At 74.8% G+C, this 24,643-nt stretch carries 22 protein-coding genes and 1 pseudogene; 9 read left to right on the plus strand and 14 right to left on the minus strand.

Annotated features, from left to right (window positions below; all coding sequences use genetic code 11):
* Window positions 1-3 precede the first annotated feature (3 nt).
* Window positions 4-1,188 (minus strand): MFS transporter, encoded by a 1,185-nt coding sequence (locus LWC35_RS05170; protein ID WP_232868711.1) that lies wholly within the window; start codon window positions 1,186-1,188, stop codon window positions 4-6.
* Between the two features lie 90 nt (window positions 1,189-1,278).
* On the opposite strand from LWC35_RS05170, the gene LWC35_RS05175 reads away from it, so the two are divergent.
* Window positions 1,279-2,229, plus strand: coding sequence for a LysR family transcriptional regulator (locus LWC35_RS05175; protein WP_232868712.1), 951 nt, complete (start codon window positions 1,279-1,281; stop codon window positions 2,227-2,229).
* On the opposite strand, the gene LWC35_RS05180 is transcribed toward LWC35_RS05175, so the two are convergent.
* Both LWC35_RS05180 and LWC35_RS05185 read right to left on the minus strand, forming a co-directional pair.
* Window positions 2,189-3,385 carry an acyl-CoA dehydrogenase family protein gene (locus tag LWC35_RS05180; RefSeq protein WP_232868713.1) on the minus strand — a complete coding sequence of 399 codons (1,197 nt, stop codon included), beginning with the start codon at window positions 3,383-3,385 and terminating at the stop codon, window positions 2,189-2,191. The genes LWC35_RS05175 and LWC35_RS05180 overlap by 41 nt on opposite strands.
* 96 nt (window positions 3,386-3,481) lie before the next feature.
* Window positions 3,482-4,051: a DUF742 domain-containing protein gene (locus LWC35_RS05185; RefSeq protein ID WP_232868714.1), complete on the minus strand. Its 570-nt coding sequence runs from the start codon at window positions 4,049-4,051 to the stop codon at window positions 3,482-3,484.
* Window positions 4,052-4,323: 272 nt separating this feature from the next.
* Between LWC35_RS05185 and LWC35_RS05190 the strand changes: the two genes are divergently transcribed.
* From LWC35_RS05190 to LWC35_RS05205, 4 genes are all read left to right on the plus strand, one after another.
* A complete protein-coding gene (locus tag LWC35_RS05190) occupies window positions 4,324-4,971 on the plus strand; it encodes a Pr6Pr family membrane protein (RefSeq protein WP_232868715.1) in 648 nt (215 codons plus the stop codon).
* Window positions 4,972-5,053: 82 nt separating this feature from the next.
* On the plus strand, window positions 5,054-6,586 hold the full coding sequence (locus LWC35_RS05195; protein ID WP_232868716.1) for an alkaline phosphatase D family protein: 1,533 nt from the start codon (window positions 5,054-5,056) through the stop codon (window positions 6,584-6,586).
* Between the two features lie 87 nt (window positions 6,587-6,673).
* Window positions 6,674-7,282: a sulfite oxidase-like oxidoreductase gene (locus LWC35_RS05200; protein ID WP_232868717.1), complete on the plus strand. Its 609-nt coding sequence runs from the start codon at window positions 6,674-6,676 to the stop codon at window positions 7,280-7,282.
* Entirely contained in the window at window positions 7,282-7,968 is a 687-nt protein-coding gene (locus tag LWC35_RS05205) for a ferredoxin reductase (protein ID WP_232868718.1), read from the plus strand. Before LWC35_RS05200 ends, LWC35_RS05205 begins: the two co-directional genes overlap by 1 nt.
* A 135-nt stretch (window positions 7,969-8,103) precedes the next feature.
* On the opposite strand, the gene LWC35_RS05210 is transcribed toward LWC35_RS05205, so the two are convergent.
* Both LWC35_RS05210 and LWC35_RS05215 read right to left on the minus strand, forming a co-directional pair.
* Window positions 8,104-8,904: an NAD(P)-dependent oxidoreductase gene (locus LWC35_RS05210; RefSeq protein WP_232868719.1), complete on the minus strand. Its 801-nt coding sequence runs from the start codon at window positions 8,902-8,904 to the stop codon at window positions 8,104-8,106.
* An 8-nt stretch (window positions 8,905-8,912) separates the two neighbouring features.
* A complete protein-coding gene (locus LWC35_RS05215) occupies window positions 8,913-9,707 on the minus strand; it encodes a metal-dependent hydrolase (protein ID WP_232868720.1) in 795 nt (264 codons plus the stop codon).
* Window positions 9,708-9,772: 65 nt separating this feature from the next.
* Here LWC35_RS05215 and LWC35_RS05220 point away from each other — a divergent pair, with 65 nt between their 5' ends.
* Window positions 9,773-10,486, plus strand: coding sequence for an HpcH/HpaI aldolase family protein (locus LWC35_RS05220; protein ID WP_232868721.1), 714 nt, complete (start codon window positions 9,773-9,775; stop codon window positions 10,484-10,486).
* A 10-nt stretch (window positions 10,487-10,496) separates the two neighbouring features.
* On the opposite strand, the gene LWC35_RS05225 is transcribed toward LWC35_RS05220, so the two are convergent.
* The 9 genes from LWC35_RS05225 to LWC35_RS05265 all read right to left on the minus strand — a co-directional run bounded on the left by LWC35_RS05225 (window position 10,497) and on the right by LWC35_RS05265 (window position 21,797).
* A complete protein-coding gene (locus LWC35_RS05225) occupies window positions 10,497-12,677 on the minus strand; it encodes an FUSC family protein (protein WP_232868722.1) in 2,181 nt (726 codons plus the stop codon).
* A gap of 32 nt (window positions 12,678-12,709) precedes the next feature.
* Window positions 12,710-13,132: an ester cyclase gene (locus LWC35_RS05230; protein WP_232868723.1), complete on the minus strand. Its 423-nt coding sequence runs from the start codon at window positions 13,130-13,132 to the stop codon at window positions 12,710-12,712.
* A gap of 57 nt (window positions 13,133-13,189) precedes the next feature.
* A complete protein-coding gene (locus LWC35_RS05235; RefSeq protein WP_372462993.1) occupies window positions 13,190-14,263 on the minus strand; it encodes a YihY/virulence factor BrkB family protein in 1,074 nt (357 codons plus the stop codon).
* A 94-nt stretch (window positions 14,264-14,357) separates the two neighbouring features.
* Window positions 14,358-15,341 (minus strand): methylmalonyl Co-A mutase-associated GTPase MeaB, encoded by a 984-nt coding sequence (meaB, locus tag LWC35_RS05240; protein ID WP_232868724.1) that lies wholly within the window; start codon window positions 15,339-15,341, stop codon window positions 14,358-14,360.
* Window positions 15,341-17,542, minus strand: a complete 2,202-nt coding sequence (gene scpA / locus LWC35_RS05245) for a methylmalonyl-CoA mutase (protein ID WP_308194466.1) — start codon at window positions 17,540-17,542, stop codon at window positions 15,341-15,343. The genes meaB and scpA overlap by 1 nt, the downstream gene beginning before the upstream one ends.
* On the minus strand, window positions 17,539-19,485 hold the full coding sequence (locus LWC35_RS05250) for a methylmalonyl-CoA mutase family protein (RefSeq protein ID WP_232868725.1): 1,947 nt from the start codon (window positions 19,483-19,485) through the stop codon (window positions 17,539-17,541). Before LWC35_RS05250 ends, scpA begins: the two co-directional genes overlap by 4 nt.
* A gap of 139 nt (window positions 19,486-19,624) precedes the next feature.
* Complete coding sequence (locus tag LWC35_RS05255; protein ID WP_232868726.1) at window positions 19,625-20,092, minus strand: Rieske (2Fe-2S) protein; 468 nt, start codon at window positions 20,090-20,092, stop codon at window positions 19,625-19,627.
* Window positions 20,093-20,106: 14 nt separating this feature from the next.
* Entirely contained in the window at window positions 20,107-21,177 is a 1,071-nt protein-coding gene (locus LWC35_RS05260) for a DUF6529 family protein (RefSeq protein WP_232868727.1), read from the minus strand.
* 23 nt (window positions 21,178-21,200) lie between these two features.
* On the minus strand, window positions 21,201-21,797 hold the full coding sequence (locus LWC35_RS05265) for a hypothetical protein (protein WP_232868728.1): 597 nt from the start codon (window positions 21,795-21,797) through the stop codon (window positions 21,201-21,203).
* A 238-nt stretch (window positions 21,798-22,035) separates the two neighbouring features.
* Between LWC35_RS05265 and LWC35_RS05270 the strand changes: the two genes are divergently transcribed.
* From LWC35_RS05270 to LWC35_RS05280, 3 genes and pseudogenes are all read left to right on the plus strand, one after another.
* The gene (locus LWC35_RS05270; protein WP_232868729.1) at window positions 22,036-22,602 is read left to right on the plus strand and encodes a sigma-70 family RNA polymerase sigma factor; all 567 of its coding nucleotides are present in this window, start codon (window positions 22,036-22,038) and stop codon (window positions 22,600-22,602) included.
* Entirely contained in the window at window positions 22,599-23,273 is a 675-nt protein-coding gene (locus tag LWC35_RS05275; RefSeq protein ID WP_232868730.1) for an anti-sigma factor, read from the plus strand. The genes LWC35_RS05270 and LWC35_RS05275 overlap by 4 nt, the downstream gene beginning before the upstream one ends.
* A gap of 402 nt (window positions 23,274-23,675) precedes the next feature.
* Window positions 23,676-24,643 (plus strand): annotated as a pseudogene (locus LWC35_RS05280) (AAA family ATPase); the annotation flags it as partial.

Here is a 24,643-nt window from a genome sequence, read left to right on the forward strand (position 1 = left end):
AGCCTAGGACAGGGCTCGTGCCCGGGGCAGGAGCACCGGTGCGGCGAGGATCAGCACCCCGGCGACGCCGATCGCCGTGCGGGTGCCCACCGCCTCGGCGAGCACCCCGGCCAGGGCGGTGAGCAGCGCGACCGCGGTGCCCGTGCCGATCGACCAGGCCGCGAGCGTGCGGGCCACGCGGTCGTCGGGGGTCCGCTCGAGGCGGTACGTGGCGAGGACCGGGTTGTACAGGCTCATCCCGACGATCATCGCGAACTCCACGGCGATCACCGTGACCAGCCCGGCCGCCCCGGCGGGGACGAACGCCAGGCCCGGCAGCCACACCGCACGCACCGCGCCGACGGTCCGGAGCACGCGCCGGGTACCGACACGCTCGACCACGCGGCGGGCCGTCCGGGACCCGACGAGGCCGCCGAGGCACGGCGCGGCGAACGCGAGCCCGTACTGCCACGGCGCGAACCCGAGGTCCCGGAGCAGGAGGACGGCCAGCAGCGGCTCGGTCGCCATGACCAGCCCGTTGACGAGCATCGTGTTGAGGTAGAGCCCGCGCAGGCCGGGATGGGTGAGCAGGTGGCGCCAGCCGTCGAGCAGCTCGCCGGCGCGGACCCGGGGCCGGATCGCCCGCGTCTCCCCGCCCCCGATCGCCGTCAGGCCGAGCGCCGAGGCGAGGTAGCTGACCGCGTCGAGGACCACGGTGGTCACGGGCCCGAACAGCCCGATCGCCGCTCCGCCGAGGGGCGGCCCGACGACGAGCGCGCTCCAGGTCGTCGACTCGAGGCGGGAGTTCGCCCGGAGCAGCTCCGGCCCCGGCAGCAGCGCCTTGAGGTACGCACCGGTGGCCGCGGTGGAGGCGATCTTGGCGGCGGCCACCACGGCGGACACGACCATCAGCTGCGCGATGCCGAGGACACCGACCGCGGCCGCCACCGGCACGCTGACCGTCGCCGCGAACCGGACCAGGTCCGTGGCGATCATGACGGGCCGCTTGCGCCGGCGCTCGATCCACGGCGCGAGCGGCACCGCGAGCAGCGCGCCCACGGCGGGGCCCACCGCGGACTGCGCGGCGACCTCGGCCGGCCCGGCGCCCACGACCAGCACGGCGAGCAACGGCAGCGCGCCGAACCCGAGCCCCGACCCGTATGCGCTGAGGGCGTAGGCGGTCCACAGCAGCCGGAAGCGACGATCCACGACCAGGACCGAAGCCGATCACCGACCCGGACGCCAACAACGCGACCATCGGCGAGTCACAACCGCTGGTTGTGGCACTACCGTTCCGGTGTGGACCTTGATGCCGTGCGCACCGCCGTCGCCGCGGCGGACACCGGCCGGTTCCAGGACGCGGCCGATGCCCTCGCACTCACCCAACAGGCCGTGTCGAAGCGCATCGCCGCCCTGGAACGCGCTCTCGGCGTCCGGCTCTTCGCGCGCACCCCTCGCGGCGTCACCCTCACCGTCGACGGTCAGGCCTTCCTCCCCCACGCCCGCGAGCTCCTCCGGGTCGCGGCCCGGGCGGAGGCGGCCGTCCGGCCCGGGCGGCGTGCCCTGCGCGTGGACGTCCTGAGCCGCCGGATCGCGCCCGCGGGTGCCCTGCAGGACTTCCACCGGCGGCACCCGGACGTCGAGCTGGACGTCGTGGCCCTCACCGCGGACGTCGACGGCGCCGTCGCGGCGGTGGAGGCCGGCACGATCGACGCGACCTTCCACGCGGTGCCGCGCCCGCTGCCGGCGTCGATCGCCGCGGACCACGCCCTCGACGACCCCCACCAGCTCCTCGTCGGCCCCCGCCACCCGCTCGCCGACGCTGCGGCGGTCACGCCCGCCGACCTCGTCGGACACCCGATCCGGATGCCCGGCCTCGCGCCCGGCACCGAGTGGGCCACCTACTACGACGAGCTGGCCGCGGCGTTCGGCCTGACGATCGACGTGCGGGGGCCGGTGTTCGGCTACGAGGTCTTCCACGCGGAGATCGCGGAGTCGGCGGAGCTCGCGACGCTGGTCGGCGAGGGCTCCCGGTACCTGTGGCCGGACCGCTACGACCTGCGCCGCATCCCCCTCCGCGACCCGGCGCCGGTGTACCCGATGTCGCTGATCCGGCGCACCGACAACCGGCACCCCGGCCTCGCGCGGCTGCGCGAACACCTCGCGGCGCACCGCCGCGAGGTGCCGGACGCCTGGCTCCCGAGCTGGGTCAGCCGAGCGGGCTCCGCGGCAGCAGCCGGTCGGCGATGATCTTCTGCTGGATCTCGCTGGTGCCCTCGAAGATCGTGGTGAGCCGGGCGTCGCGCCAGTAGCGCTCGACGCGGTGCTCGGTGGTGTAGCCGTTGCCGCCGTGCAGCTGGATGCCGTCCCCGGTGACCTCGGCGGCCATCTCGGTGGCCAGCAGCTTCACCATCGCCGCCTCCCGCTCGCACGGTTCGCCCTGGTCCAGCCGCTGTGCGACGTGCTGGTAGAACGACCGCGCCTGCTCGACCTTCGCGGCCATCGTGGCGAGCTTGAACCGGACGGCCTGGAAGTCGGCGATCGGGTGCTCGAACTGCTCGCGCTCCTGCAGGTAGACGATGCAGTCCTCGACGGCGCCCCGGGCGAGCCCCACCGCGCGGGCCGCGGTGTGCACGCGGGCGATGTTGAGCCACTGCTGGGCCTCCGCGAAGCCCTGCTCGCCGAGCAGGTTCGCGGCGGGGACGCGCAGCCCGTCGAACTCCAGGTCCCACGTCACGAAGCCGTGGTACCCGATCTTGTCGATCGGGGTGCCGGAGAGGCCCTCGGGGAAGGCGTCCCGCTCCTTCTCGAGGACGAGGGTCGCCAGCCCCGCGGACCGCTTCTCCCCCGGCTCCGGGTCCGACGTCCGCACGAGGATCTGCAGGAAGTCCGCGGCCTTCGCGTTCCCGATCCACCGCTTGCGACCGGTGATCACGAAGTCGTCCCCGTCGCGCTCCGCACGGGTGGCGACGGCGGCGAGGTCCGACCCCGCCTCCGGCTCCGAGAGGGCGATGGCCCCGATCCACGTGCCGGCGGCGCTGCGACGCAACAGCTCCGCCCTGCGGGCCTCGTCGGCCACGCCGGTGCCCGCCCCCTGTGCGCGGGCGATGATGCTGCCCACGCTCATCCAGCCCCGGGCCAGCTCCTCGGCGATCATGCAGTACTCGAAGGCGCCGAGCCCCAGCCCGCCGTGCTCGCGCGGCACGGTGATGCCGAAGTAGCCGAGCTCCGCCATCTCGTCGAGCAGCGAGCGCGGGATCTCGCCCTTGACCTTGTCCAGCTCGTCCGCGGCGGGCAGGACGCGCTCGGCGGCGAAGGCGCGGGCCTGCTCCTGCAGCTTCTCCCGCTCCGGCGTGTGGAACGGGGCGGGGACGACCGGGACGGGCGGGGCCAGGAAGTCGCTCATGGAGGTTGTTGTGCCACATCGCGACCCCGCGCGCCCGCCGGGACCGGCCGATCGGGCAGGCCGGACCCGTTCGCCGGAGCCGGGGAGGAGAGTCGGTCAGAGCCGGCGCAGGCCGCTGAGCACCCGTTCCATCAGGGCCAGGTCCGGACCCTCGGCCGTGACCGTGCGGTGCACCTCGAGCCCGCCCGTCACCGCCAGGTCGCCGACCACGACCCGGGCCACACCGAGCGGCATGCCCATGATCGCGCCCACCTCGGCGACGGACCGCGGCTCGCGACACAGCTCCAGGATCGGCAGGTGCTCGGCGAGCTCCGCACGGCGCAGGGCCGCGGGCGGGGTCGACACCAGCGTCTCCATGGCCAGCTCGTAGCGGGAGCGGGTGCGGCCCTTCGTGTAGAAGTACGGCCGCACGGCGAGCGAGCGGCCGCGCACGTCGTGGCCGTGCTCGTCGTCGACGTCCTCGACCGGGCGGTCCGGGCGCGGCGGCACCCGCTCGGACACGACCGGGATCTCCGCGGTGTCCGCCTCGTCCGCGGTCCGCCGCCCGGGCCCGCTGCCGGAGGCGCCCGCTGCCGACTCCTCGGCCTTCTTGCGCCGCCGTTTCCGGGGCGCGCCGCCGAAGCGGGCACCGGTGAGGCCGATGTCGAAGTCGTCGGCGGGCGTCATGGGTCTCCCTGATCGCGGTGCGGAGCGTGGAGCGGTCTGCACCGTCCCGGGGGCGTGTTACGCAGTCGTGACGCCGGCGTTCCACCGGCATGACGATCGCTCTCCGTGGTCCGTCTCCGGCGAACGGGTGACGGAAGCGCTGCCCAGTGTCACCATCACGCCGGACGAACCCGCCGAAAGGGGACGAGCGGGACCGTCACCCCTGCTGATGATCATCGTGGTCGGGCCGTCACCACCCCTCGGCGTCGCGGATCCGCGGCTACAGTCCCCCGGTGCCCCGCTACCTCCCGCTCGCCCGGCCGTGGTTCGGGCTCGTGGCGGCGTTCGCCCTGCTCGGGGTCGTGCTGCAGGTGGTGGCGACGGCCGTGGACCCCGGTCCGTACTCGGCCTTCACGAGCACCGGGGCCCGGGTGGCCAATCTGTTCGCCTTCTTCACGATCCTCAGCAACCTGCTGGTCGGGATCGCCCACGTGCTGCTGGCGGCCGCCCCGGAGCGGGACTCGCGGGCGATGCGGGTCCTGGTGCTCGACGCCGTGGTGGCCATCGCGGTCACCGGCATCGTCTACAACCTGGTGCTGGCGCAGACCGCGAACCCGCAGGGCCTGCACGAGGTCGCCAACGTGCTCTGCCACATGATCACCCCGTTGCTCGCCGTCCTCGGGTGGCTGCTGTTCGGGCCGCGCGGGCTGGTGGACCTGGACGTCGTGCTGCTCTCGGCGGTCTACCCGCTCGCGTGGCTGGCGTTCACCCTGGCCCGCGGGGCGGTCGTCGACTGGTACCCGTACCCGTTCGTCGACGTCGTCGCGCACGGCTACGCGCGGGTCGCGATCAACTGTCTGGTCGTGGCCCTGCTGTTCGTCGGGCTCGGGTTCGGGGCGCTCGCGCTGGACCGCAGGCTGCCGGGGCTCGCCGCCGGCTGAGCGCCACTGTTCATCAGGAGGTGGGGTGGGGGTCGACCGCGGAGAGGGGCGCCGGTCATCTCCGCTGCGTCGCACGGGGGACATGACGCTCCCGCCGTTCGGCCGCCGCCTGTTCCTGCTCGGGGCCTCCGCCGCCACCGGGGTGATCGCGACCGGGATCCCGCGCCTCTCCGGGACGCGCGACCCCTTCACCCTGGGCGTCGCGTCCGGCGATCCCACGTCCGACGGCGTGGTGCTGTGGACGCGCCTGGCCCCCGACCCGCTCGCGGCCGACGGGTCGGGCGGCATGCCCACCCGGGTGGTGCCGGTCGACTGGGAGGTCGCCCGGGACGAGCGCTTCACCCGGGTCGAGCAGCGGGGCACGGTCGACGCCGCCCCGGAGGCCGCGCACACCGTGCACGTCGAGACGACCGGTCTGGCGGCGGGGCGCGAGTACTTCTACCGGTTCCGCGCGAACGGTGCGGTCTCCCCCGCCGGCCGGACCCGCACCGCTCCCCCTGCCGGGGCCCTCGGCCCGGCGCTCACGACGTGCGTCGCGTCCTGTTCGAACTACCCCGTCGGCTGGTTCACGGCCTACCGGCGGCTCGCCGAGGACGAGCCCGACCTCGTCCTGCACCTCGGCGACTACCAGTACGAGTACCCCACCCCGGAGAAGTCCGTGCGGCCCGTCGCCGGGGCCGAGACGACCGGGCTGGCCGGGTACCGACAGCGGTACGCGCAGTACAAGACGGACCCGGACCTGCAGGCGGCACACGCCGTCGCGCCGTGGCTGGTGGTGTGGGACGACCACGAGACCGACGACAACTGGGCCGGCGACGTGCCCGAGGACGGCCAGACCCGGGGGGCCTTCCTGGCCCGCCGGGCCGCCGCCTCCCGGGCCTACTACGAGAACATGCCGCTGCGCCGCAGCGCGGTGCCGCGGGGGCACGACATGCAGCTCTACCGCCGGGTGCAGTGGGGCGGGCTCGCCACCTTCCACATGCTCGACACGCGCCAGTACCGCGACGACCAGGCCTGTGGCGACGGGCAGCGGGTCGACTGCGCGGCGCGGCTCGATCCCGCCCGCTCGCTGCCCGGCGCCGCCCAGGAGCGCTGGCTCGCCGACGGCTTCCGCCGCTCGCGGGCCCGCTGGGACGTGCTGGGCCAGCAGGTGTTCTTCGCGCAGCGCGACACCGACCCGGGCGCGCCGGCGAGGTTCTCGATGGACGGTTGGGACGGCTACGCCGCCTCCCGCGACCGCGTGACCCGCAGCTGGGTCGACGCCGGGGTGCGCAACGCCGTCGTCCTCACCGGCGACGTCCACACCCACTGGGCCAACGAGATCAAGCTCGACTACCGCGACCCGGCCGCGCCGGTCGTCGGCACCGAGCTCGTGTCCAGCTCGATCACCTCCGGCGGCGACGGCGACGCCGCCGTCGACCACCCCGACCTGCACACCAACCCGCACCTGCGGTTCCGCAGCAACCGGCGCGGGTACGTCCGGGCCCGGTACGAGCCCGGGCAGGTCACGGCGGACTTCCGGGTGCTCGACGCCGTGACGACGGCGGGCCTGCCGATCCGCACCGCCGGGTCGTTCGTGATCCCGGACCGCGAACCGGGGCTCGACCGGATCTGACGACCTCACACCGCTCCGGGCGCGGGAATGTCGACCCGATCCGCCATGCTGTCCCCGGTGGGACACCGGACGGGCGAAGGGACGGGCATGGCGATCACCCGAGGATTCACCGGACGCGGCCGGGCCACGCGCGACCCGCGGCTGCCCCCGGGCCAGTACGACGCGAAGGACGACTGGCCCGTGCTCAACGCCGAGGCCACCCCGCGGATCGGCACGGACCGCTGGACCTTCACGATCGAGGGGCTCGTCGACCGTCCGCGCAGCTGGACCTGGGACGAGATCCACGCGCTGCCCGGGTCGCGGTACTCCGGCGACATCCACTGCGTGACCACGTGGTCGAAGCTGGGCATGACGTTCGACGGCGTCTCGGTCGACACCCTGCTCGACGCCGTGGGCGTGCAGCCCGAGGCGAGGTTCGTCATGGCCACGGCGCACACCGGCTACACCACGAACCTGCCGCTGGCCGACGTGACCGGGGGCAAGGCCTGGGTCGTGTGGCAGGCCGACGGGCGGCCCCTGACCGTCGAGCACGGCGGCCCGGCGCGGCTGTTGGTGCCGCACCTGTACTTCTGGAAGAGCGCCAAGTGGGCCTCCGGCCTGCGGCTCATGGCCGAGGACGACCAGGGCTTCTGGGAGCGCAACGGGTACCACGACCGGGGCGACCCCTGGCTCGAGCAGCGCTACCAGGGGGACTGATGGCGGTCTGGCAGACGGCGACGGTCCTCGAGGTCCGCCGCGAGACGCCCTCGGCGAAGACCTTCCGTCTCAAGCTCCCGGAGGCGTCCGGGCACATCGCCGGTCAGTACTTCGTGGTGCGGCTGACCGCGGAGGACGGCTACACCGCCCAGCGGGACTACTCCGTGGCCTCGGTGCCCGGCACGGACGAGATCGACCTGACCGTCGAGCTGCTGCCCGGCGGCGAGGTGTCGGAGTTCCTGCACGAGGTGGTCGAGCCCGGGGACCAGCTCGAGGTCCGCGGGCCGATCGGCGGCTGGTTCGCCTGGCCCGGGGCGACCCCGGCGCTCGGCGTGGCCGGCGGGTCGGGTGTGGTGCCGCTGATGGCGATGCTGCGGTCGGCCCGGATCGCGGGGTCGGAGCTGTTCCGGCTGATCGTCTCGGCGCGCCGCCCGGCCGACCTCTACTACGCCGACGAGCTGCCCGGGCCGGAGACCACGGTCGTCTACACCCGGCAGGTGCCGCCCGGGTACGCGCGTCCGCCGGGCCGGCTCACCGCCGCGGACCTCGAACCGCTGCTGGTGCCGGACCAGACGGTCTTCGTCTGTGGCACGCCACCCTTCTGCGACACCGCCACCGACCTGCTCACGGGCCTCGGCGTGGGCACGGACCGGATCCGGGTGGAGCGCTTCGGTCCCTCGAGCTGACCCTCCCGGCCCGCGAGTCGGGAGCTCCGGACCCGCGAGTCGGGAGCTCTGGACCCGCGAGTCGGGAGCTCTGGACCCGCGAGTCGGGAGTTCTGGACCCGCGAGTCGGGAGCTCTGGACCCGCGAGTCGGGAGGTCAGGCGCGCCGGTACATCTCGGCAGCGGCACGGGAGAAGCCGTCGGGCACCCCGGCCGCGGCGAGGGCGTCGGCGGCCTCCTCCATCTCGGCGACCCAGCGCCAGCCCTTCTCCTTCGCCCGTGCCGCCACCGCGCCCAGCTCGGCGGGGTAGTCGACGCCGGTCCGGGCCAGCTCCTCGCGCAGCGGCCCGTCGACGCCGAGGGTGCGGGCGGCCTCGTCGAGCGCCAGCCAGATCGCGGGCAGCGCCTTGCTCTGCAGGGCGAAGCAGGCCTTGAGTGCGCTGGCGGTGCCCAGCTCGGCGCCGAGGACGCGGGTCGCGAAGGGGGTCCCGGCGAACAGCGCCTCGACCGTCGTGGCCCGGGGTCCGGAGAGCCACAGCACCGTGGTGCCCGCCTCCCACGCCGGTGGGCCGATCACGGCCCCGTCGACCACGGCCCCGTCGGGGAACAGCCCGCCGATGCTCGCGACCGTGGCCGGCGAGACGGCGTTCGCGTCGACGTAGAGCGGCGTCCGGTCCAGGCCGGCGACGGCGTGGGCCACCTGCTCGGCCACCTCGCGCGCCGCACCGGGCGGACAGATCGAGATGACGACGTGGGCGCGGCGGGCCAGCTCCCGGACGTCCGGCACGGCGATCAGGTCGGCCAGCTCGGCGCGCTTCGAGGTCGCCTGCGAGCGGCCCGCGTCGGCCCAGATCACGGCGCCGGCGCGGGCCTTCAGCGCCGAGCCGAGGGCGGCACCCATGGCCCCCGGGTGCAGGATCCCGATCACGGGCCGGGCGGGCAGGCTCCAGTCGCTCACGCCGACCATCATCCGCCCGCGACCAGCCGGGCGCGCAGGTCCAGGAGGACGTCGAGCGCCCCGGGCACGACGTAGACCGCCAGGGCGAGGGTGCCCAGGGTGAGCAGCGGCGCCACCAGCAGCGCCTCCACACGACCGCCGGCACGGAACCGCAGCGGGCGCGGGCTGCCGATCGGGTACCAGTGCCGGCCGCGGATCGGCAGCGGCCACAGCAACGGGGCGCCGGACTCGGTGACGGCGTCGCCCAGCGAGTGCACCACCATCCCGAGTCCGACCGCCAGGCCGAGCCAGCCCCCCGTACCTGCGGTGCCCCCGGGGAGGAGCTCCTCCGCGACCCAGGTCAGCCCCGCGGCGACGACCAGCGAGGGCGGGCCGGGCACGAGGCCGTCGAGTCCCTTGATCGCCAGCGCGAGGCAGACGAACAGCACGCCGGCGGTGACCGGCGTTCCCCAGCGCGCACCGGCGACGCCGATGACCGCGGCGAGCAGCAGCGCGCCCGCGACCGTGTGCGTCAGCCCTCGGTGCGTGCCGCGCCCGGAGTCGCGCGGTCCGCGGGTGAGCCGGAAGACCAGCGCCGACAGCGGCCGGACGGCGTGCGCGGCCAGCCAGGAGGCCCAGGAGAACCGGCGGCTGGCCGTCGACGACGGGTGGTCGAGGTCGGGCAGCAGGGCCGCTCCGGCCGTGACCCCGGCGAAGGTCAGGATCGTGCCGGCGGTCGGGGACATGCCGACGACCTGCGGGGCGAGCCCCGCGACCGCGAGCCCGAGGGCCGCTCCGGACGTGGCGTGACTGACCCCGAGCACCGCGTGACCGTACGGCGACCGAGCCCCGCTTCCCGCGAGGCGCGCCGACGGGGCAGGGTCACGTCATGAGCCTCTCCTTCGACGGCGCCGTCGCCGGCTGGTGCCAGCTGCCTTCCCCCGCCGCGGCCGAGATCGTCGGCTCCTCCGGCGTGGACCTGGTCTGCCTCGACGCCCAGCACGGCCTGCTCGGCGACGACTCCCTGCTCGCCTCGCTCCAGGCGCTGCGCGGCGTCCCCACCCTGGTCCGTGTGCCGCACAACGCGCCGGACCCGATCGCCCGGGCGCTGGACCGCGGGGCCGACGGCGTGATCGTCCCGCTCGTCGACTCCGCCGTGGAGGCCGCGGCCGCGGCGTCCGCCTGCGCCTACCCGGAGGCCGGGGTCCGCAGCTTCGGGCCGACGCGCGTGGGCTGGACCGGCGCGGACGTCCTCGCCCGGGGCCGCTGCGTGATCATGGTCGAGACCATGGCGGCCGTCGCCGACCTCCCGGCGATCCTGCTGGTCGAGGGCGTCGACGCGATCTTCGTCGGGCCGTCGGACCTGTCGTTGAGCTCGGGGCGGGCCGCGATCCCGCCGCTCGACGACGACGGGTACCGCGACCTCCTCCGGTCCGTCACCGCGCAGTGCCGGGAGGCCGGCATGCCGGTCGGGGTCTACTGCGGCGCCCCGGACTGGGCCCCGACCTACCGCGCGCTCGGCTTCACCTGGCTCACCCTGCCCTCCGAGGCCGGGCTGCTGCAGGGTGCGGTCGGCGCGGCCCTCGCCGCGCTGCGGAGCTGAGGACGCCCCCTCAGGGCGCCCCGTCCGCGATCCGCGCCAGCCGCACGCGGACGCCGGTACCGGAGGACGCGGGCCCGGCGGCCGGGGACGTCATGACCCGGGAGAGGTCGTCGCGCAGGCCGTCGAGCCAGACCCGCAGGTCGGCGAGGTGGTAGAGGTCCACGCCGAGGTCGGTGGGCCAGGCGAGGTCCGGCTCCGGGAGGGTCGGGACCGACAGGGCCGTGCGGTCCCGACGGGCGAGGCCGAGGGCGACGTGCTCGAAGCGGGCGGCGACGTCGGCCGCGGCCAGGTCGAGCGGCCCGACGCAGGTGAGGAGCCTGCCGGTCGGGCACTCACGGACCAGCGCCTCGGCACCGCGGACGGCGTGGTGCCCGGCCACGAGGGTCGCCTGCCAGTCCACGACGCCGGCCTGCGGGTGCCGTTCGCTCTGGTACAGCGCGTACGAGGCCTCGGCGAGCCGGCCGGTGCGACGGGCGCGGGGCAGGGCGTCGGCGGGCCGGGCACCCTCGGCGACCACCCGGACCGTCTCGCGGACCACACCCGCGGAGTCCGCGAGGAACTCGGCGGCGGCGCGGTGCAGCTCGCCGGTGCCGCCCCGGGGCCAGGCGATGAGCCCGATCACCACACCGATCGCGGCGCCGACGGCGACGTCGAGCAGCCGGGCCTCGGCGAGATGCCAGTCGGCCGGGCTGACCTGGGCGAACACCAGCGAGATGACCAACGTGAACAGCGCCTGGGCCCAGCCGGGACCGAGCAGCGGACCCGCCGCGAAGCCGACGAGCATGACGAAGGGCAGCAGGACCGCATACGTCGTCGGCGGTACGCCCAGCACGAGCAGGCCGGCCGCGACGAGCGCGCCGACCGTGGTGCCGATCAGCGCCGGCCGCAGCAGGGCGCGGGTCTCGGCCGCCGTCGTCCGGAGCACGGTGAGGATGGTCAGCAGCACCCAGAACCCGTGCGACAGGTCGAACACCCCCGCCAGCAGCCGTGCGACGGCGAGGGCCACGGCGAGGCGCAGGGCGCCCTGGAAGTAGACCGACCGCGGGGTCAGGTGCTCCCGCACCCGGTGCCAGAGCAGGGCCCACTCCGGCTCGCGGGCGAACCAGAACACGCCGGGCCGGGCCGAGGCCGGCGTCGGATCGGGTGGGATCGGCGCGCCGCCGGCCACGCGCAGGGCGGTGACCAGCGTCTTCGTCCACTCCCCCAGCTGCAGCGCCATCGACCCGAGCCGCAGCCGCTCGGGCGGGAGGCCGTCGGGAGGGACGGCCGCGCGGGCGGCCCGGAACGCGCGCAGCGCCTCGGAGATGCGATCGGTGTCGGGGAGCTCGCCCTCCCCGCGCAACCACGCGGCGGCGGCCGCGGCGCACCCGGACACCACGCGCAACAGGGCCGCGGCGGCGGGCAGGTCCGGGGCCTCCCGGTCGTCGGACAGGGCGAGGTCGGCGGTGCGCCCGAGCAGCAGTCGGGTCGTCCCGGCGGCCGTGGCGAGGGCGTGGTCGCGCCGGCTCGCCGACGCGGGTGCCTGGCCCGGCGGGAGCTGCGAGGGCCGGAGGGCCTCGGCGGCGTCCACCGCCTCGGGCAGCAGGCCCTCCAGCCGGTTCCGGCCCCGCCCGGACCAGGCGTCGGCCACGGCGTCGAGGCACGCGGCGAGCCCACCGACGGCCGCGGCCAGCCGGTCGGTGTACGGCGGCGGGCTCCGGTCGGGCCAGAGCACCAGCTCGGCGGCGGTCAGCAGCACGACGGCGATCGCGAACCCCGCGATGCGCCCGCCCAGCGACCCCGGTTCGAACGGCGGGAAGCACGGGAGGATGTAGAGCAGCTGGGTGCCCGCGGCGAGTCCCACCAGCCGCGGCCCGCCCACGCCCACGAAGCTGACCGCGAAGCCCAGGACGAACATCCCGGCCGTCGCGGCCACGAGGTCGAAGGACAGCAGGGTCCCGAGCGTGATCAGCACGGCACCGAAGGGGAGCATCGCCAGGAGCGTGCGTGCCCGGCGGGCCGGCGGGCCCGGGATCTGCGAGAGCGCGCCGAGCGCCACCGTCCCGAACAGCGCGTACGCCGCCATCTCCGGCTCGCCGAGGACGTACCGGCACACGTAGAAGCCCAGGCAGGCGACGATCGTGACGCGCGCGGCCCGTCGGACCGCGGACAGCCCGGGGTCGTGACGGCGCAGCCACGCTCCCGGGGTCATGGTGGGAATCCTGCCGCCGATGCGGCCGTCTGTCAGCCCGGTAGGAGCCCGAGCTGCCGGAGGATCGTCATGTTGTCCCAGGTGACCCACCACTCGGCGATCCGGCCCTCCGACAGCCGGAACACGCACCCGAAGCTGACCTTCGCGTACTTCCCCGTCGCCGGGAACGGGCCGAGGTCGCCCTCCTGGGTCCCCTCGTACGTCGCCCACAGCCCGACCATGTCCCCGTCGACGACGATGTGCTCGAAGACCTGCTTGTTGTCCGGGAAGACCGCGGTGTCGGCCCGCAGGAAGTCCTTCAGCTGCGCCAGGTTCGTGACGACGAAGCCGGGCGTCGCCTCGCAGTGCCGCACCACGTCCGGCGCCATGATCGCGTCCAGGTCGTCGAGTCGGCGCTCGTTCATGGCGGCCTCGAAACGCCGCATCAGGTTCTTCGTCTCGCCCGGGGTCAGCACGTGGACACCTCCGTGGTCGCCGTCGACCGCGGGCGTTCGGAGCCGATCTCGCGGCCGTCACGACAGTGGCGGCTGGGGCACGACGTTACGGCGGTCCTTGAGCCGTTTCGGCCAGTAGTGCTGCACGGCGGCGTTGAAGTGGGCGCCCAGGACGATGGCGAACCCGATGAAGAACGCGGCGAGCAGGAAGGCGATCGGGGCGGCGAGGGCGCCGTAGGTGTAGCCCGTGGTGGTCAGCCAGCTGATGTAGACCCGCAGCCCGGTGACCCCGGCCAGGAACACCACGGCCGCGAGCAGCGCGCCCGGCAGCCCGCGGTGCCAGGGCGGTTTGGCGGGGAGGGCGAGCTTGTAGAGCGTGGTCAGCGCGAAGACCAGCACGAACCCGAGCACCGGGTAGTACAGCCAGCCGATCAACGTGACCGCCGGGTCCTGCCACGACGCCGGGAGCAGCTTGGGCACCCGGTCCGGCCCGAGGGCCAGCAGCGGCAGGGAGACGATCCCGCCGACCAGCGCCACGAGGTACATCAGGAGCGCCAGGATCCGCTGCCAGACCGGGTTGCGGACCCCGTACTGGTCGTGCGCGCGCGTGATCGCGTCGACGAACGACGACATGGCCGACGACCCCGACCACAGCGAGATCACGAAGCCCAGTGACACCAGCTCGCTGCGGCCCGTGGTGAGCAGCGTCGAGACGGTCGGCGCGATGATCTCGTCGACGACGTTGCGGCTGAAGACCGTGGACGCGCCGCGCAGGATCTGCTGCTCCGCCAGGCCGATCGTGTCGGGGCCGAACCAGCCGCCGATGTAGCCGAGACTGCCCAGCAGCCCCAGGAGCAGCGGCGGCAGCGACAGCGTCTGCCAGAAGGCGGCGGCGGCGGACTCGCTGAAGATGTTGTCGTCCCAGGCGCGGACGAGGGTCCGCTTCACCAGCACCCACGTGCCGTGCCGGCCGTAGGGCCGCGGCTCCCCGTCGGCGGTGAGCCGGACGGTCGGGGTCTCGGGCGGGGCGGGCCGGGTCGGCCGGGTGACGGCGCCGGACGAGCCCGCGTCCGCCGGGCTCCCGTCCGGGCGGGGGGCCTCGCCGGGATGCGCCTGCGCGCGCTCCCGGGCCCGGCCCGCCACGTCCGTCACGCCCCCAGCATGCGCCGACCTGCGCCGTCTGTCTCGTCCGGGGCCCGGCGCGTCCGGGGGCGCCTCCGGTGACGGCGGTGGCCCGGACCGGGCCTCAGCCCAGCAGGTCGAGGATCTCCTGCGCCGCGAGCGTCGGCGTGAGCTCCCCGGTGCGGACCTCCTCGGTCAGCCCGGGCAGGCGTTCCTTCACCCCGGGGTCGCCGGTCAGCCGGTCCATCAGCTGGTCGCGGACCATCGCCCACATCCACTCGACCTGCTGGTCGGCCCGGCGCGAGGCGAGCTCGCCGGCCTTCTCCAGCGCGGCGCGGTGTTCGAGGACCGTGCCCCAGACCTTGTCGAGCCCCTTACCGGTCTGCGCGCTGCAGGACAGCACCTTCGGCCGCCAGTGCTCGCTCGAGGGCGCCGTCATGTGCAGGGCACCGGCGAGGTCGCGGGCCGCGGCCCTCGCCTCCCGCTCGTGCGGACCGTCGGCCTTGTTCACCGCGACGACGTCGGCCAGCTCCAGGATGCCCTTCTTGATCCCCTGCAGCTGGTCGCCGGTGCGGGCGATGGTGAGGAACAGGAAGGTGTCGACCATCCCGGCCACGGTGACCTCGGACTGCCCGACGCCGACCGTCTCGACCAGCACGACGTCGTAGCCCGCCGCCTCCATCAGCACCATCGTCTCGCGGGTGCGCCGGGCGACCCCGCCGAGCGTGCCGGCGCTCGGCGAGGGCCGGATGAAGGCGTTGTCGTCGACGGCGAGGGCGGCCATCCGGGTCTTGTCGCCCAGGATCGACCCCTTCGTCCGGGTGGACGACGGGTCGACGGCCAGGACGGCGACCTTGTGCCCCTCCCCCGTCAGGCGGGTGCCGAGCGCCTCGATGAAGGTCGACTTCCCGACCCCGGGCACGCCGGAGATCCCGACCCGGGTCGCGCCGCCGGCGTGCGGCTGCAGCTCCAGGAGCAGCTGCTGGGCCGCCTGCCGGTGGTCGGCGCGGTTCGACTCGACGAGCGTGATCGCGCGGGCCAGGACCGTGCGGTTGCCGTCGAGCACGCCCTTGGCGAGCGTCGGGACGTCCGGCGGCTTCGGGGGCATCAGTCGCCGTGCTCCGACCCGGCCGCCGCGTGCTCCCCGTGACCCAGCGCGGCCGACAGCTTGCCCAGCAGCTCCACGGCCGACTCCGCGATCACGGTGCCGGGCGGGAACACCGCCGCGGCGCCCATGTCGATCAGCTGCGGCACGTCGGCCGGCGGGATCACGCCACCCACGACGACCATGATGTCCTCGCGGCCCAGCTTCGCCAGCTCCTCCTTCAGCTCGGGCACCAGCGTGAGGTGCCCGGCGGCGAGCGAGCTGGCCCCGACCACGTGGACGTCGGCCTCGACGGCCTGCCGCGCCACCTCGGCCGGAGTCTGGAACAGCGGGCCCACGTCGACGTCGAAGCCCAGGTCGGCGAACGCCGTCGCGATCACCTTCTGGCCGCGGTCGTGCCCGTCCTGGCCCATCTTGGCGACGAGGATGCGGGGCTGGCGGCCCTCCTCCTCGGCGAACTCGCCGACGAGCTCGCGGGCACGGGTGATCGCCGGGCTGGCCCCGGCCTCCTCTGAGTACACGCCGGAGATGATCCTGATCTGGCCGGAGTGCCGCCCGAACACCTTCTCCAGCGCGTCGGAGATCTCGCCGACCGTGGCCTTGGCGCGGGCGGCGTCCACGGCCAGGGCCAGCAGGTTCTGGTCGAAGCTCCGTTCCGACCCGTCCGCGATGGCGGCGGCCGAGTCGGTCAGGGCCTTCAGCGCCGCGTCGACCTCGCGGGAGTCCCGCTCGGCGCGCAGCCGTTCGAGCTTCTCGATCTGCTCGCGGCGCACCTGCGCGTTGTCGACCTTCAGGACCTCCACGACCTCGTCCGAGTCGACCACGTACTTGTTCACGCCGATCACCGGCTGGCGGCCGGAGTCGATCCGGGCCTGGGTGCGGGCCGCGGCCTCCTCGACGCGCAGCTTCGGGATGCCGGCGTCGATCGCCCGGGCCATGCCGCCGGCCTTCTCGACCTCGGCGATGTGCCCCCACGCCCGGCGGGCCAGGTCGTAGGTGAGCTTCTCGACGTAGTACGAGCCGCCCCACGGGTCGATGACCTTCGTGGTGCCGGACTCCTGCTGCAGCAGCAGCTGGGTGTTGCGGGCGATCCGCGCCGAGAAGTCGGTGGGCAGCGCCAGCGCCTCGTCGAGCGAGTTGGTGTGCAACGACTGGGTGTGCCCCTGGGTCGCCGCCATCGCCTCGACACAGGTGCGGACGACGTTGTTGTAGACGTCCTGCGCCGCCAGCGACCAGCCCGACGTCTGCGAGTGGGTGCGCAGGGACAGCGACTTCGGGTTCTTCGGCGAGAACTGGTTCACGAGCTTCGACCAGAGCAGGCGCGCGGCCCGCATCTTGGCGACCTCCATGAAGAAGTTCATGCCGATCGCCCAGAAGAAGCTCAGCCGCGGGGCGAACTTGTCCACGTCGAGACCGGCGTCGATGCCCGCGCGCAGGTACTCCACGCCGTCGGCCAGGGTGTAGGCCAGCTCGAGGTCGTTGGTCGCCCCGGCCTCCTGGATGTGGTACCCGGAGATCGAGATCGAGTTGAACTTCGGCATCTTGCGGCTCGTGTAGCCGAAGATGTCCGAGATGATCCGCATGCTCGGCTGCGGCGGGTAGATGTAGGTGTTGCGGACCATGAACTCCTTGAGGATGTCGTTCTGGATGGTCCCCGCGAGCTGCTCCGGCTTCACCCCCTGCTCCTCCGCCGCGACGATGTAGAGGGCGAGCACCGGGAGCACCGCGCCGTTCATCGTCATGGACACGGACATCTTGTCCAGCGGGATGCCGTCGAACAGCTGCCGCATGTCGTAGATGGAGTCGATCGCGACGCCCGCCATGCCGACGTCGCCGCCCACGCGCGGGTGGTCCGAGTCGTAGCCGCGGTGCGTGGCCAGGTCGAAGGCGATCGACAGGCCCTTCTGCCCGGCCGCGAGGTTGCGGCGGTAGAAGGCGTTGGACTCGGTGGCGGTGGAGAACCCCGCGTACTGGCGGATCGTCCACGGCTGGCTGGCGTACATCGTCGGGTACGGCCCGCGCAGGTACGGCGTGATGCCCGGGTAGGTGCGCAGGAAGTCCAGGCCCTCGGTGTCCGCCGCGCTGTAGAACGGCTTGACCTCGATGCCCTCGGGGGCCTCCCAGGCCTGCGGACCGCCGGCCCAGTCGGTGGCGGCCGCCGCGTCGGACGCGAGGTCGATCTTCGTGAAGTCCGGGATCGTCACTTCGAACCCTCCAGGGCGGAGTAGACGTCGTCGATGACGGCCAGGGCGTCGCACCCGGCGAACAGGTACCCGTCGACGCCGTCGTAGGAACCCCCAGGAGAGGAGGGCTTGCCCGCCAGCAGGATGCGGGCGGCGCCGGCCTCGCGCAGCGCGGCGGCGGTGGCCTCGGCCCGCTCGCCGTACAGCGCATCGGTGGAGCAGAGCACGGCGACCGCCGAGCCCGACTTGCGGAAGGCCTCGGCGACCTCCTCGGGCGTCTCGGTCGGACCGGCCTCCGGCCCGGCGATCCCGCCGGCCTGCAGCAGGTTGCGCGCGAAGCCTGCGCGCGTGGTGTACGCCGCCAGCGGGCCGAGCGTGGCGAGGAACGCGGCCGGCCGGGCACCGGTCTCGGCCAGGATCGCGTCCGAGCGGTCCCGGTACGCCTCGTAGGCCGCCGCGGGCCGGTACAGCGGCAGGCCGCCGCGCGCCACCGGCTCGGGCAGCGGGGTGCGCTCGACCGGCTTCTCGTCGAGGTCCGGGAACTCGCTGACGCCGGTGAGGGGGGTCCGCCGGGTGGCGACGCCCTTCTCCCGCTTCGAGCGGACCTCCTCCACCTCGCCCGCGAGCAGGCCCGAGTCGAGGGCGGCGACGGCACCGCCCGCAGCCTCGAGCTCCTGGAAGAAGGCCCAGCCGGCGCGGGCCAGGTCGTCCGTGAGGTGCTCGACGTACCAGGAGCCGCCGCCCGGGTCGATCACCCGGGACAGGTGCGACTCCTCGATCAGCAGCGACTGGGTGTTGCGCGCGATGCGCCGGGAGAAGGCCTCGGCCTCCCCGATGGCGATGTCGAAGGGCGGTACGGTCACGGCGTCGGCGCCGCCGACGCCGGCGGCGAACCCGGCGACCGTGCCGCGCAGCATGTTCACCCACGGGTCGCGCTTGCTGAACAGCGTCGGCGAGACGACGGCGTGCTGCGCCTGACCCGGGCCGTCCGCACCGGACGCCTCGAGGACCCGACCCCACAGCCGGCGGGCGGCGCGGAGCTTGGCGATGGTCGGGAACTGCTCGGCGGTGGCCGAGTAGCGGAACTCCAGCAGGCGGGCGGCGTCGGCGACGGTGAGCCCGGCGTCGGTGAGGGCGCGCAGGTAGGCCACGCCCGCGGCCAGCGAGAAGCCGAGCTCCTGGGCCTCGGACCCGCCGGCCTCCTGGACCGGGGTGGCGTCGACGACCACGGCCCGCACCTGCGGGTACTCCCCCGCCACCCGGGTGGCGAGCGGAACCACCGACTCGACGGCCGGGCCGGATCCGGCCCGGGCGCGCAGCCCGATCGGGTCGAGCCCCAGGGTGCCAAGCAGGGCGTCCTTCGCGACGCCGCGCTCCTCGGCCAGGCCCAGGAACGCCTCCGCGGCCTCCTCGGCCGACTCCCCCGCGTCGAGCACGACGGGGGCGAGGTCGAGCATGACACCCTCGAGCGCGGCCCCCAGCTCGGCGACCGGCACCCCGCCGGCGCCGACGGCGAGCCAGACCGAGGAGACGCCGTTCTCCAGGTCGGCCAGCAGCGCGTCGTGCACCGCCGCCGCGGAGGGCGCGGCATGGTGCTGGCGCACGTCCCACCCCGCGGGCACGTGCCCGCCGGCGCGGGAGCCGCGCACGAAGGGCAGCGCGCCGGGGACGCCGGTCGCGGGCAGGTCCGCGACGTCGTCCGCGGTGTAGAGCGGCTGGACGCGCAGGCCGTCGGCGGTGTCCCAGGCGAGCTTCTCGACGCCCGCGCCGAGGGGCGCGTCCTCGCCGATCCGCCCCGACTTGCGGACGACGCCGTCGACCGCCGCCGCCCACTGGTCGCGGGTCGCGTCCTCGAACTCCGCCGCGAGCACCAGGTGCGCCGGCGGCTCGGGCGCGTTCTCGCTGAGCTCCTGCTCGTCCACCTGGTCGGTCGGGGCGTCCTGCGGTGCCCTGCCTGATGTCATCCGCGCAACTCCTCACCCACCCCGGCGAGCGCACACGCCGTGGTGCGTCGTCGCTACGCGGGGTTGTGCGGAGTCTAGTGAGCGCACCCAGTCACGGTCAGCCGTGACCGTCGTGATCTGGACCTCTGATCGCGCCTGTTCAGGCCAGGGTGACGGCGTCGCCCGACACGGTGACGGCCTTCTCGGGCAACGGCTTCTTCGCAGGTCCCTCGGTCGGGGCGCCGTCGGTCACGGAGAAGGCGCTGCCGTGGCAGGGGCACACGATCGAGCCGTCCGCGACGGACGTCACCTCGCAGCCCTGGTGGGTGCACGTCGTCGAGAAGGCCCTGAACAGGCCGGCGGTCGGTTGGGTCACGACGACCTGCTGCGCGGCCAGGATCACGCCGCCGCCGACGGGCACCTCGGCCGTCTTCACGAGCGGAGCCGGCGCACCGCCGGGCTGCGGTGCGGCGGTGCCGCCCGCAGGCGGCGCGGCCTCGGGCTTCGGCCCCGCCGAGTAGGTGGCGCAGCCGGCGAGCGCGGCGCACCCGGCGGCGCAGGTGCCGGCGAGGACGGTCCTGCGGTTCAGCAGGGCGGCGGTGGTCAGGAGGGAGGAGCGGGCGCTCATGGTGGTCTCCGGGATCAGAAGGTCAGGCCCTTGGTGGTGAAGAACCACACCGAGGACGTGAGGAACAGGCCGGTCAGCACGGTGAACACCAGGCCGCCGAGGACGGGCAGGGCCCAGCGCGGGGCGTCGCCCCGGGGCAGGACGAGCATCTTGGCGGCGAACGCGCCGTAGAAGAAGCAGCCGAGCAGCGAGTGCACGAGCACGCGGAGGTTCGCCTCGGAGAAGCCGAGCGCGTAGAGACAGTGCACCGCGACCGGGATGGTCACCAGCACGGCGAGGCGGCCGGCCCAGCGGTGCACGGTGGCCGTCCGCGGGCCGGCGGGGCGGTTCCGCCCGATCCGGCCGTACATCCGCATCGAGGTCCACAGCTGCACCAGGACCAGCACGAACGCGGCCGCCGTCAGCCAGCTCTTCGCCGCGAGGCCGCTGGAGAAGCCGGCCAGGTTGATCGCGGTGCCGGTGCCCTCGTGGACGCGGGCGTACACGCCGAGCCCGACGGAGATCGCCACGCCGACGACGACCGGGACCAGCAGGGCGGCGAGTCGGGTGCCCGAGCGGCCGGGGGCGTCGACGACGTCCGGGCCGTCGAGGGAGCCCTCCCCGGCCGGGTCGGGCGCGCCGGTGTCGAGCCCGCCGGACCCGTCGAAGCCCCCGAACCGGTCGAACTCGTCGAGCCCGTCGGTCCCGTCGTCGTAGTCGGGCCGGTCCCAGGAGCGGTCGCCCCAGGTGGGGTCGGCCCAGGCCGAGTCGGCCCGGGTGGGGTCGGCCCAAGTGGGGTCGGCCCTGGCGTGGTCGGCCCATGGGTCGGCCCAGGCGTGCTCGGCACTGTCGTCGCGGCCGGCCCGGGCGGGCACGGCGGCGAAGATCGAGGTGGTGGCCTCCTGCATCCCGGCGTCCGGGTGCGCCGGGACGATCGGGAGATTCGGGTTCGTCGGCGGGTCGAGTCGGCCCGGGTCGTACTCCGGCCGGTAGCCGGTGTCGGCCCTGCCGAACCCGTCGGCCGGGGCGACCGGTTCGGCATGGTCGTGGTCGGTGCCGTTCTCGGGGTCGTACCCGAGGTCGGCGGTGCGCGGGGAGCGGCTCACGGGGTCCTCCGGGGGATCGGGGGTCAGGCAGTGCCGAGCTTCTTCAGGACGGTCCGGTCGGTGGCCGCTCCGGCGGGCGTGTCCTCGGGCTGCGCCGAGAAGGGCCAGCTCCGGTCGCCGACGGCGACGGTGCCGAACACGGCCTGGTCGGTCGCGTCGGCCGTCAGATCGCCGTCGACGCCGCTGAGCTGCAGCTTCCCGCCGTTGACGGTGCCCTCGAACCAGGACTCGACCTTCTTGCCGTCGCACACGTAGGCGACGACCTTGTCCCCCTCGACCCCCATCGCGACGGTCACCTCGTTGCCGGCGGAGCGGCCGGCGAAGGCGGCGTCGGAGACGGCGGGGGTGGCCTGCCGGGTCCCCTGCTGCTGTATCCCCTGCTGCCGGGTCCCCTGGGGTGCCGCGGCCTCCGGGGCGGCGGCCCGGACCTGGGGGGCCTGTGCGGTGGGGGCCCCGGCGGGGGCGCCGTACCCGTCGGCGCCCGTGGAACCGGACTGCGCGGTCGTGGTCACGGCGGGCTCGTCGTCGGGACCGCCGGCCAGGACCGTGTTCACGGCGAACACCGCCAGGCCGACCGCCAGCACGGCGAGCAGCGTCAGCATCGGGCCGCGTGTCCTCATCGGATCACCTCGTTCGTGGGGGAGCGTTCACCGAGGGACACGGGCGCGGGCGTGGAGCGGTTCACCGGTTCGGGAAAAAACCGGGAGGAAGATCGCGGTGAACCGTTCCCGCGGTCCGTCCGTGTCGTCGACGTGGACTTCGCTACCCTCACCGCGCTCCGCAGGGAGACGGGACCGCCGGTGGGCCCGGCGGCCCGTTCCGCCCGCGGTGTCGTCCGTCGTCTCTCCGGGAGCGTGCATGGTCGGGTCGGGTCACCGGGCGCGGGGACGCGCCCGGGAACGCAGGGGTCCCAAGGACCCGGACGAGGCGCTGATCCGCGCCGTCTACGCCGAGCACGGGCGGGCGCTGCTGGCGTTCACCACCCGGCTGCTCGGCGACCGGGCGGCGGCGGAGGACGTGGTCCAGGAGGTCCTGGTCCGCGCGTGGCAGCACTCCGACGTGCTGACCAACGGCCGCGGCTCGGTCCGCAGCTGGCTGCTGACCGTGGCCCGCAACCTGGTGACCGACCGGGTGCGGGCCCAGCGCGCCCGGCCGTCGGAGGTCGAGGAGGACGCCGCTCCCCCGGTCCAGACGGGCGACCACGCGGACAGGGTCGTCGACGCCCTGACCGTCCTGCCCGCGTTGGAACGACTGTCACCCGACCACCGCGACGTCCTGGCCGAGGTCTACTTCCGCGGCCGGACGCTGCCCGAGGCCGCCGAGGTGCTCGGCGTGCCGCCGGGAACGGTGAAGTCCCGCTCGTACTACGCGCTGCGTGCCCTGCGCACGGCGCTCGGCCCGACCGTGGAAGGGGTGCCGGGATGACGACCTGCGGCATCGACGGCGGCGAGCTGTCCGCGCACGTCCTGGGGCTGCTGACGCCCGAGGAGAAGGCCGCGGTCGAGGCTCATCTGGAGGGATGCGCGCAGTGCCGCGCCGAGTGGGAGGACCTGCGCGCGATGACCCGCACGCTGGACGAGCTGCCCGACGAGGCCCTGCTGGAGGGCCCGCCCGACAGCGACCTGGTGCTGCACCGGGCGCTGCGGGAGATCCGTGACGAGCGCGCCGCGGACCGCCGCCGGCGCCTGCTGACCCGCGCGGTCGCGGCGGTGGTGGTGGCCGCGGCGCTGCTCGGGGGCGGGATCGTGGCGGGCCGGGCGCTGGCCCCGTCCGCACCGGCGACGACCGTGGCGGCCGGCGCACGGACCATGCAGACGACGCAGGGCGCCGTGACGGCCGCGGTCACCGTGACCCCGGCCAACGGCTGGGTGCGGCTCGCGGCGAACGTCAAGGGGGTCCCGGCGGGCGAGCACTGCCGGCTGGTCGTGGTGGCCCGGGACGGCTCCCGGGAGATCGCCGGCGGCTGGGTGGTCCCGCCGCAGGGCGAGGCGGGCGGCGTCCATCTCGACGGCAGCGCCGGCGTCCCCGCCGACCAGGTGGCGGGCGTGGTCGTCGAGAACACCGCGGGGCAGGCCTACGCGGAGATGAAGGTCTGAGGAGGTCCCCCGGGGCTGCCCGGTCTCCGGGAGGGCACGCCGCCGGGTAACGGCGGGGCGGGCCCGCGCCGAGCGACCCCGCATGCGGACGCGGGCGGGGTCGGCGAAGCGGGGCCGGTCGTCAGCCGTGGGTGCCGCACCCGTCGGCCCCCGCACCTGTCGCCGGCGGCCGGTCCGTCGCGCGTGCTGCGGCAGGCGGATGAATTCGCGGGCCCGGGGTTGGCAGTGCGGCCGCACATGGGCAGAGTCCGGTCTGCCGATCCGCGGGGGGCGGTTCGGGGCGGTGGGACTCTCGTGTGAGGTCTCGGTGCGCTGCGCTCTCGACGGTCCCGCTCATGCCGCTCCTCGTGCTGCCGCCGGAGCGCGGGTGCCCGCCGCCCCCGGGGCGTCCGGGCGGCCGTGATGATGCGCAACTGGCCCTTCGTCGGCCGCACCGCCCAGCTGGCGCGGGTGCGGCGGATCCGGTCCGGCCCCGGCGCCCGGGCGGGCGTGGTGCTGGTCGGGCCGGCCGGGTCGGGTCTGACCAGGTTGGCCCGGACGGTCCTCGACGCGGCCGCGGCGGAGGGCTGGACCGCACGGTGGGTGATGGCCACGCGGTCGGCGTCGGAGATCCCCCTCGGCGCGCTCGCCCAGGTGCTGGTCGGCGCGGAGCCCGCCGACGGGGCGCAGGTGCTCACGCAGGTGGCGGGGCACCTGGTCGCGGGCACGAACGGGCGCAACCTGGTCGTCGGTGTGAACGACGCCCACCTCCTCGACCCCGTCTCCGCGAGCGTGCTGCACCACCTGGCCGTGACGCGGTCGGCCTTCCTGGTCCTCGCCGCGCACACCGAGGTGTCCGTCCCCGACCCGGTGTTCGCGCTGTGGAAGGAGAACCTGCTCGAACGCGTCGACGTCCACGAGTTCGACGAGGACGAGACCGCCGAGCTGCTGAGCCGGGTCGTGGAGGGGCGGGTCGGCCGGGCGACGGTGTACCGGCTGCACTCCCTCACCGGGGGCAACGCCACCTACCTGCGGGAGATCGTCGAGGACGGGCTGCGGTCACGTGCCCTCTCCCCCGTCGACGGGGTCTGGCGCTGGACGGGACCGCTGACCCCGACGCGCCGGCTGAGCGACCTGGTCCGGGCCCGGATCGGCACCCTGCGCCCCACAGAACAGGAGGTGCTCGAGCTCCTGGCCTTCGGCCGCGATCTCGATGCCGACGGCTTGTTGCGCCGCTACGGCCCGGACCTGCTCGACGGGCTCGAGCAGCGGGGCCTGCTGGTGTCGCGGGCGGCGGGCGACCGGGTGCGGGTGTCGCTCGCGCACCCCCGCGACGGCGAGGTGCGGCGCGCGGCGACCTCGCCGTTGCGCGAACGCGCGGTCCACCGGCT

It is taken from the genome of Pseudonocardia kujensis (assembly GCF_021283305.1).
Classification (GTDB): Bacteria; Actinomycetota; Actinomycetes; order Mycobacteriales; family Pseudonocardiaceae; genus Pseudonocardia; species Pseudonocardia kujensis.

Excerpts from the sequence above, each read along its gene's own strand:
- LWC35_RS05195 (WP_232868716.1), top strand. The coding sequence starts at position 5,054 with ATGACGCTCCCGCCGTTCGGCCGCCGCCTGTTCCTGCTCGGGGCCTCC.
- LWC35_RS05275 (WP_232868730.1), top strand. The coding sequence starts at position 22,599 with ATGACGACCTGCGGCATCGACGGCGGCGAGCTGTCCGCGCACGTCCTG.
- LWC35_RS05255 (WP_232868726.1), bottom strand. The coding sequence starts at position 20,092 with ATGAGCGCCCGCTCCTCCCTCCTGACCACCGCCGCCCTGCTGAACCGC.
- LWC35_RS05250 (WP_232868725.1), bottom strand. The coding sequence starts at position 19,485 with ATGACATCAGGCAGGGCACCGCAGGACGCCCCGACCGACCAGGTGGAC.
- LWC35_RS05270 (WP_232868729.1), top strand. The coding sequence starts at position 22,036 with ATGGTCGGGTCGGGTCACCGGGCGCGGGGACGCGCCCGGGAACGCAGG.
- LWC35_RS05180 (WP_232868713.1), bottom strand. The coding sequence starts at position 3,385 with ATGAGCGACTTCCTGGCCCCGCCCGTCCCGGTCGTCCCCGCCCCGTTC.
- meaB (WP_232868724.1), bottom strand. The coding sequence starts at position 15,341 with ATGCCCCCGAAGCCGCCGGACGTCCCGACGCTCGCCAAGGGCGTGCTC.
- LWC35_RS05220 (WP_232868721.1), top strand. The coding sequence starts at position 9,773 with ATGAGCCTCTCCTTCGACGGCGCCGTCGCCGGCTGGTGCCAGCTGCCT.
- LWC35_RS05265 (WP_232868728.1), bottom strand. The coding sequence starts at position 21,797 with ATGAGGACACGCGGCCCGATGCTGACGCTGCTCGCCGTGCTGGCGGTC.
- LWC35_RS05225 (WP_232868722.1), bottom strand. The coding sequence starts at position 12,677 with ATGACCCCGGGAGCGTGGCTGCGCCGTCACGACCCCGGGCTGTCCGCG.
- LWC35_RS05185 (WP_232868714.1), bottom strand. The coding sequence starts at position 4,051 with ATGACGCCCGCCGACGACTTCGACATCGGCCTCACCGGTGCCCGCTTC.
- LWC35_RS05200 (WP_232868717.1), top strand. The coding sequence starts at position 6,674 with ATGGCGATCACCCGAGGATTCACCGGACGCGGCCGGGCCACGCGCGAC.
- LWC35_RS05205 (WP_232868718.1), top strand. The coding sequence starts at position 7,282 with ATGGCGGTCTGGCAGACGGCGACGGTCCTCGAGGTCCGCCGCGAGACG.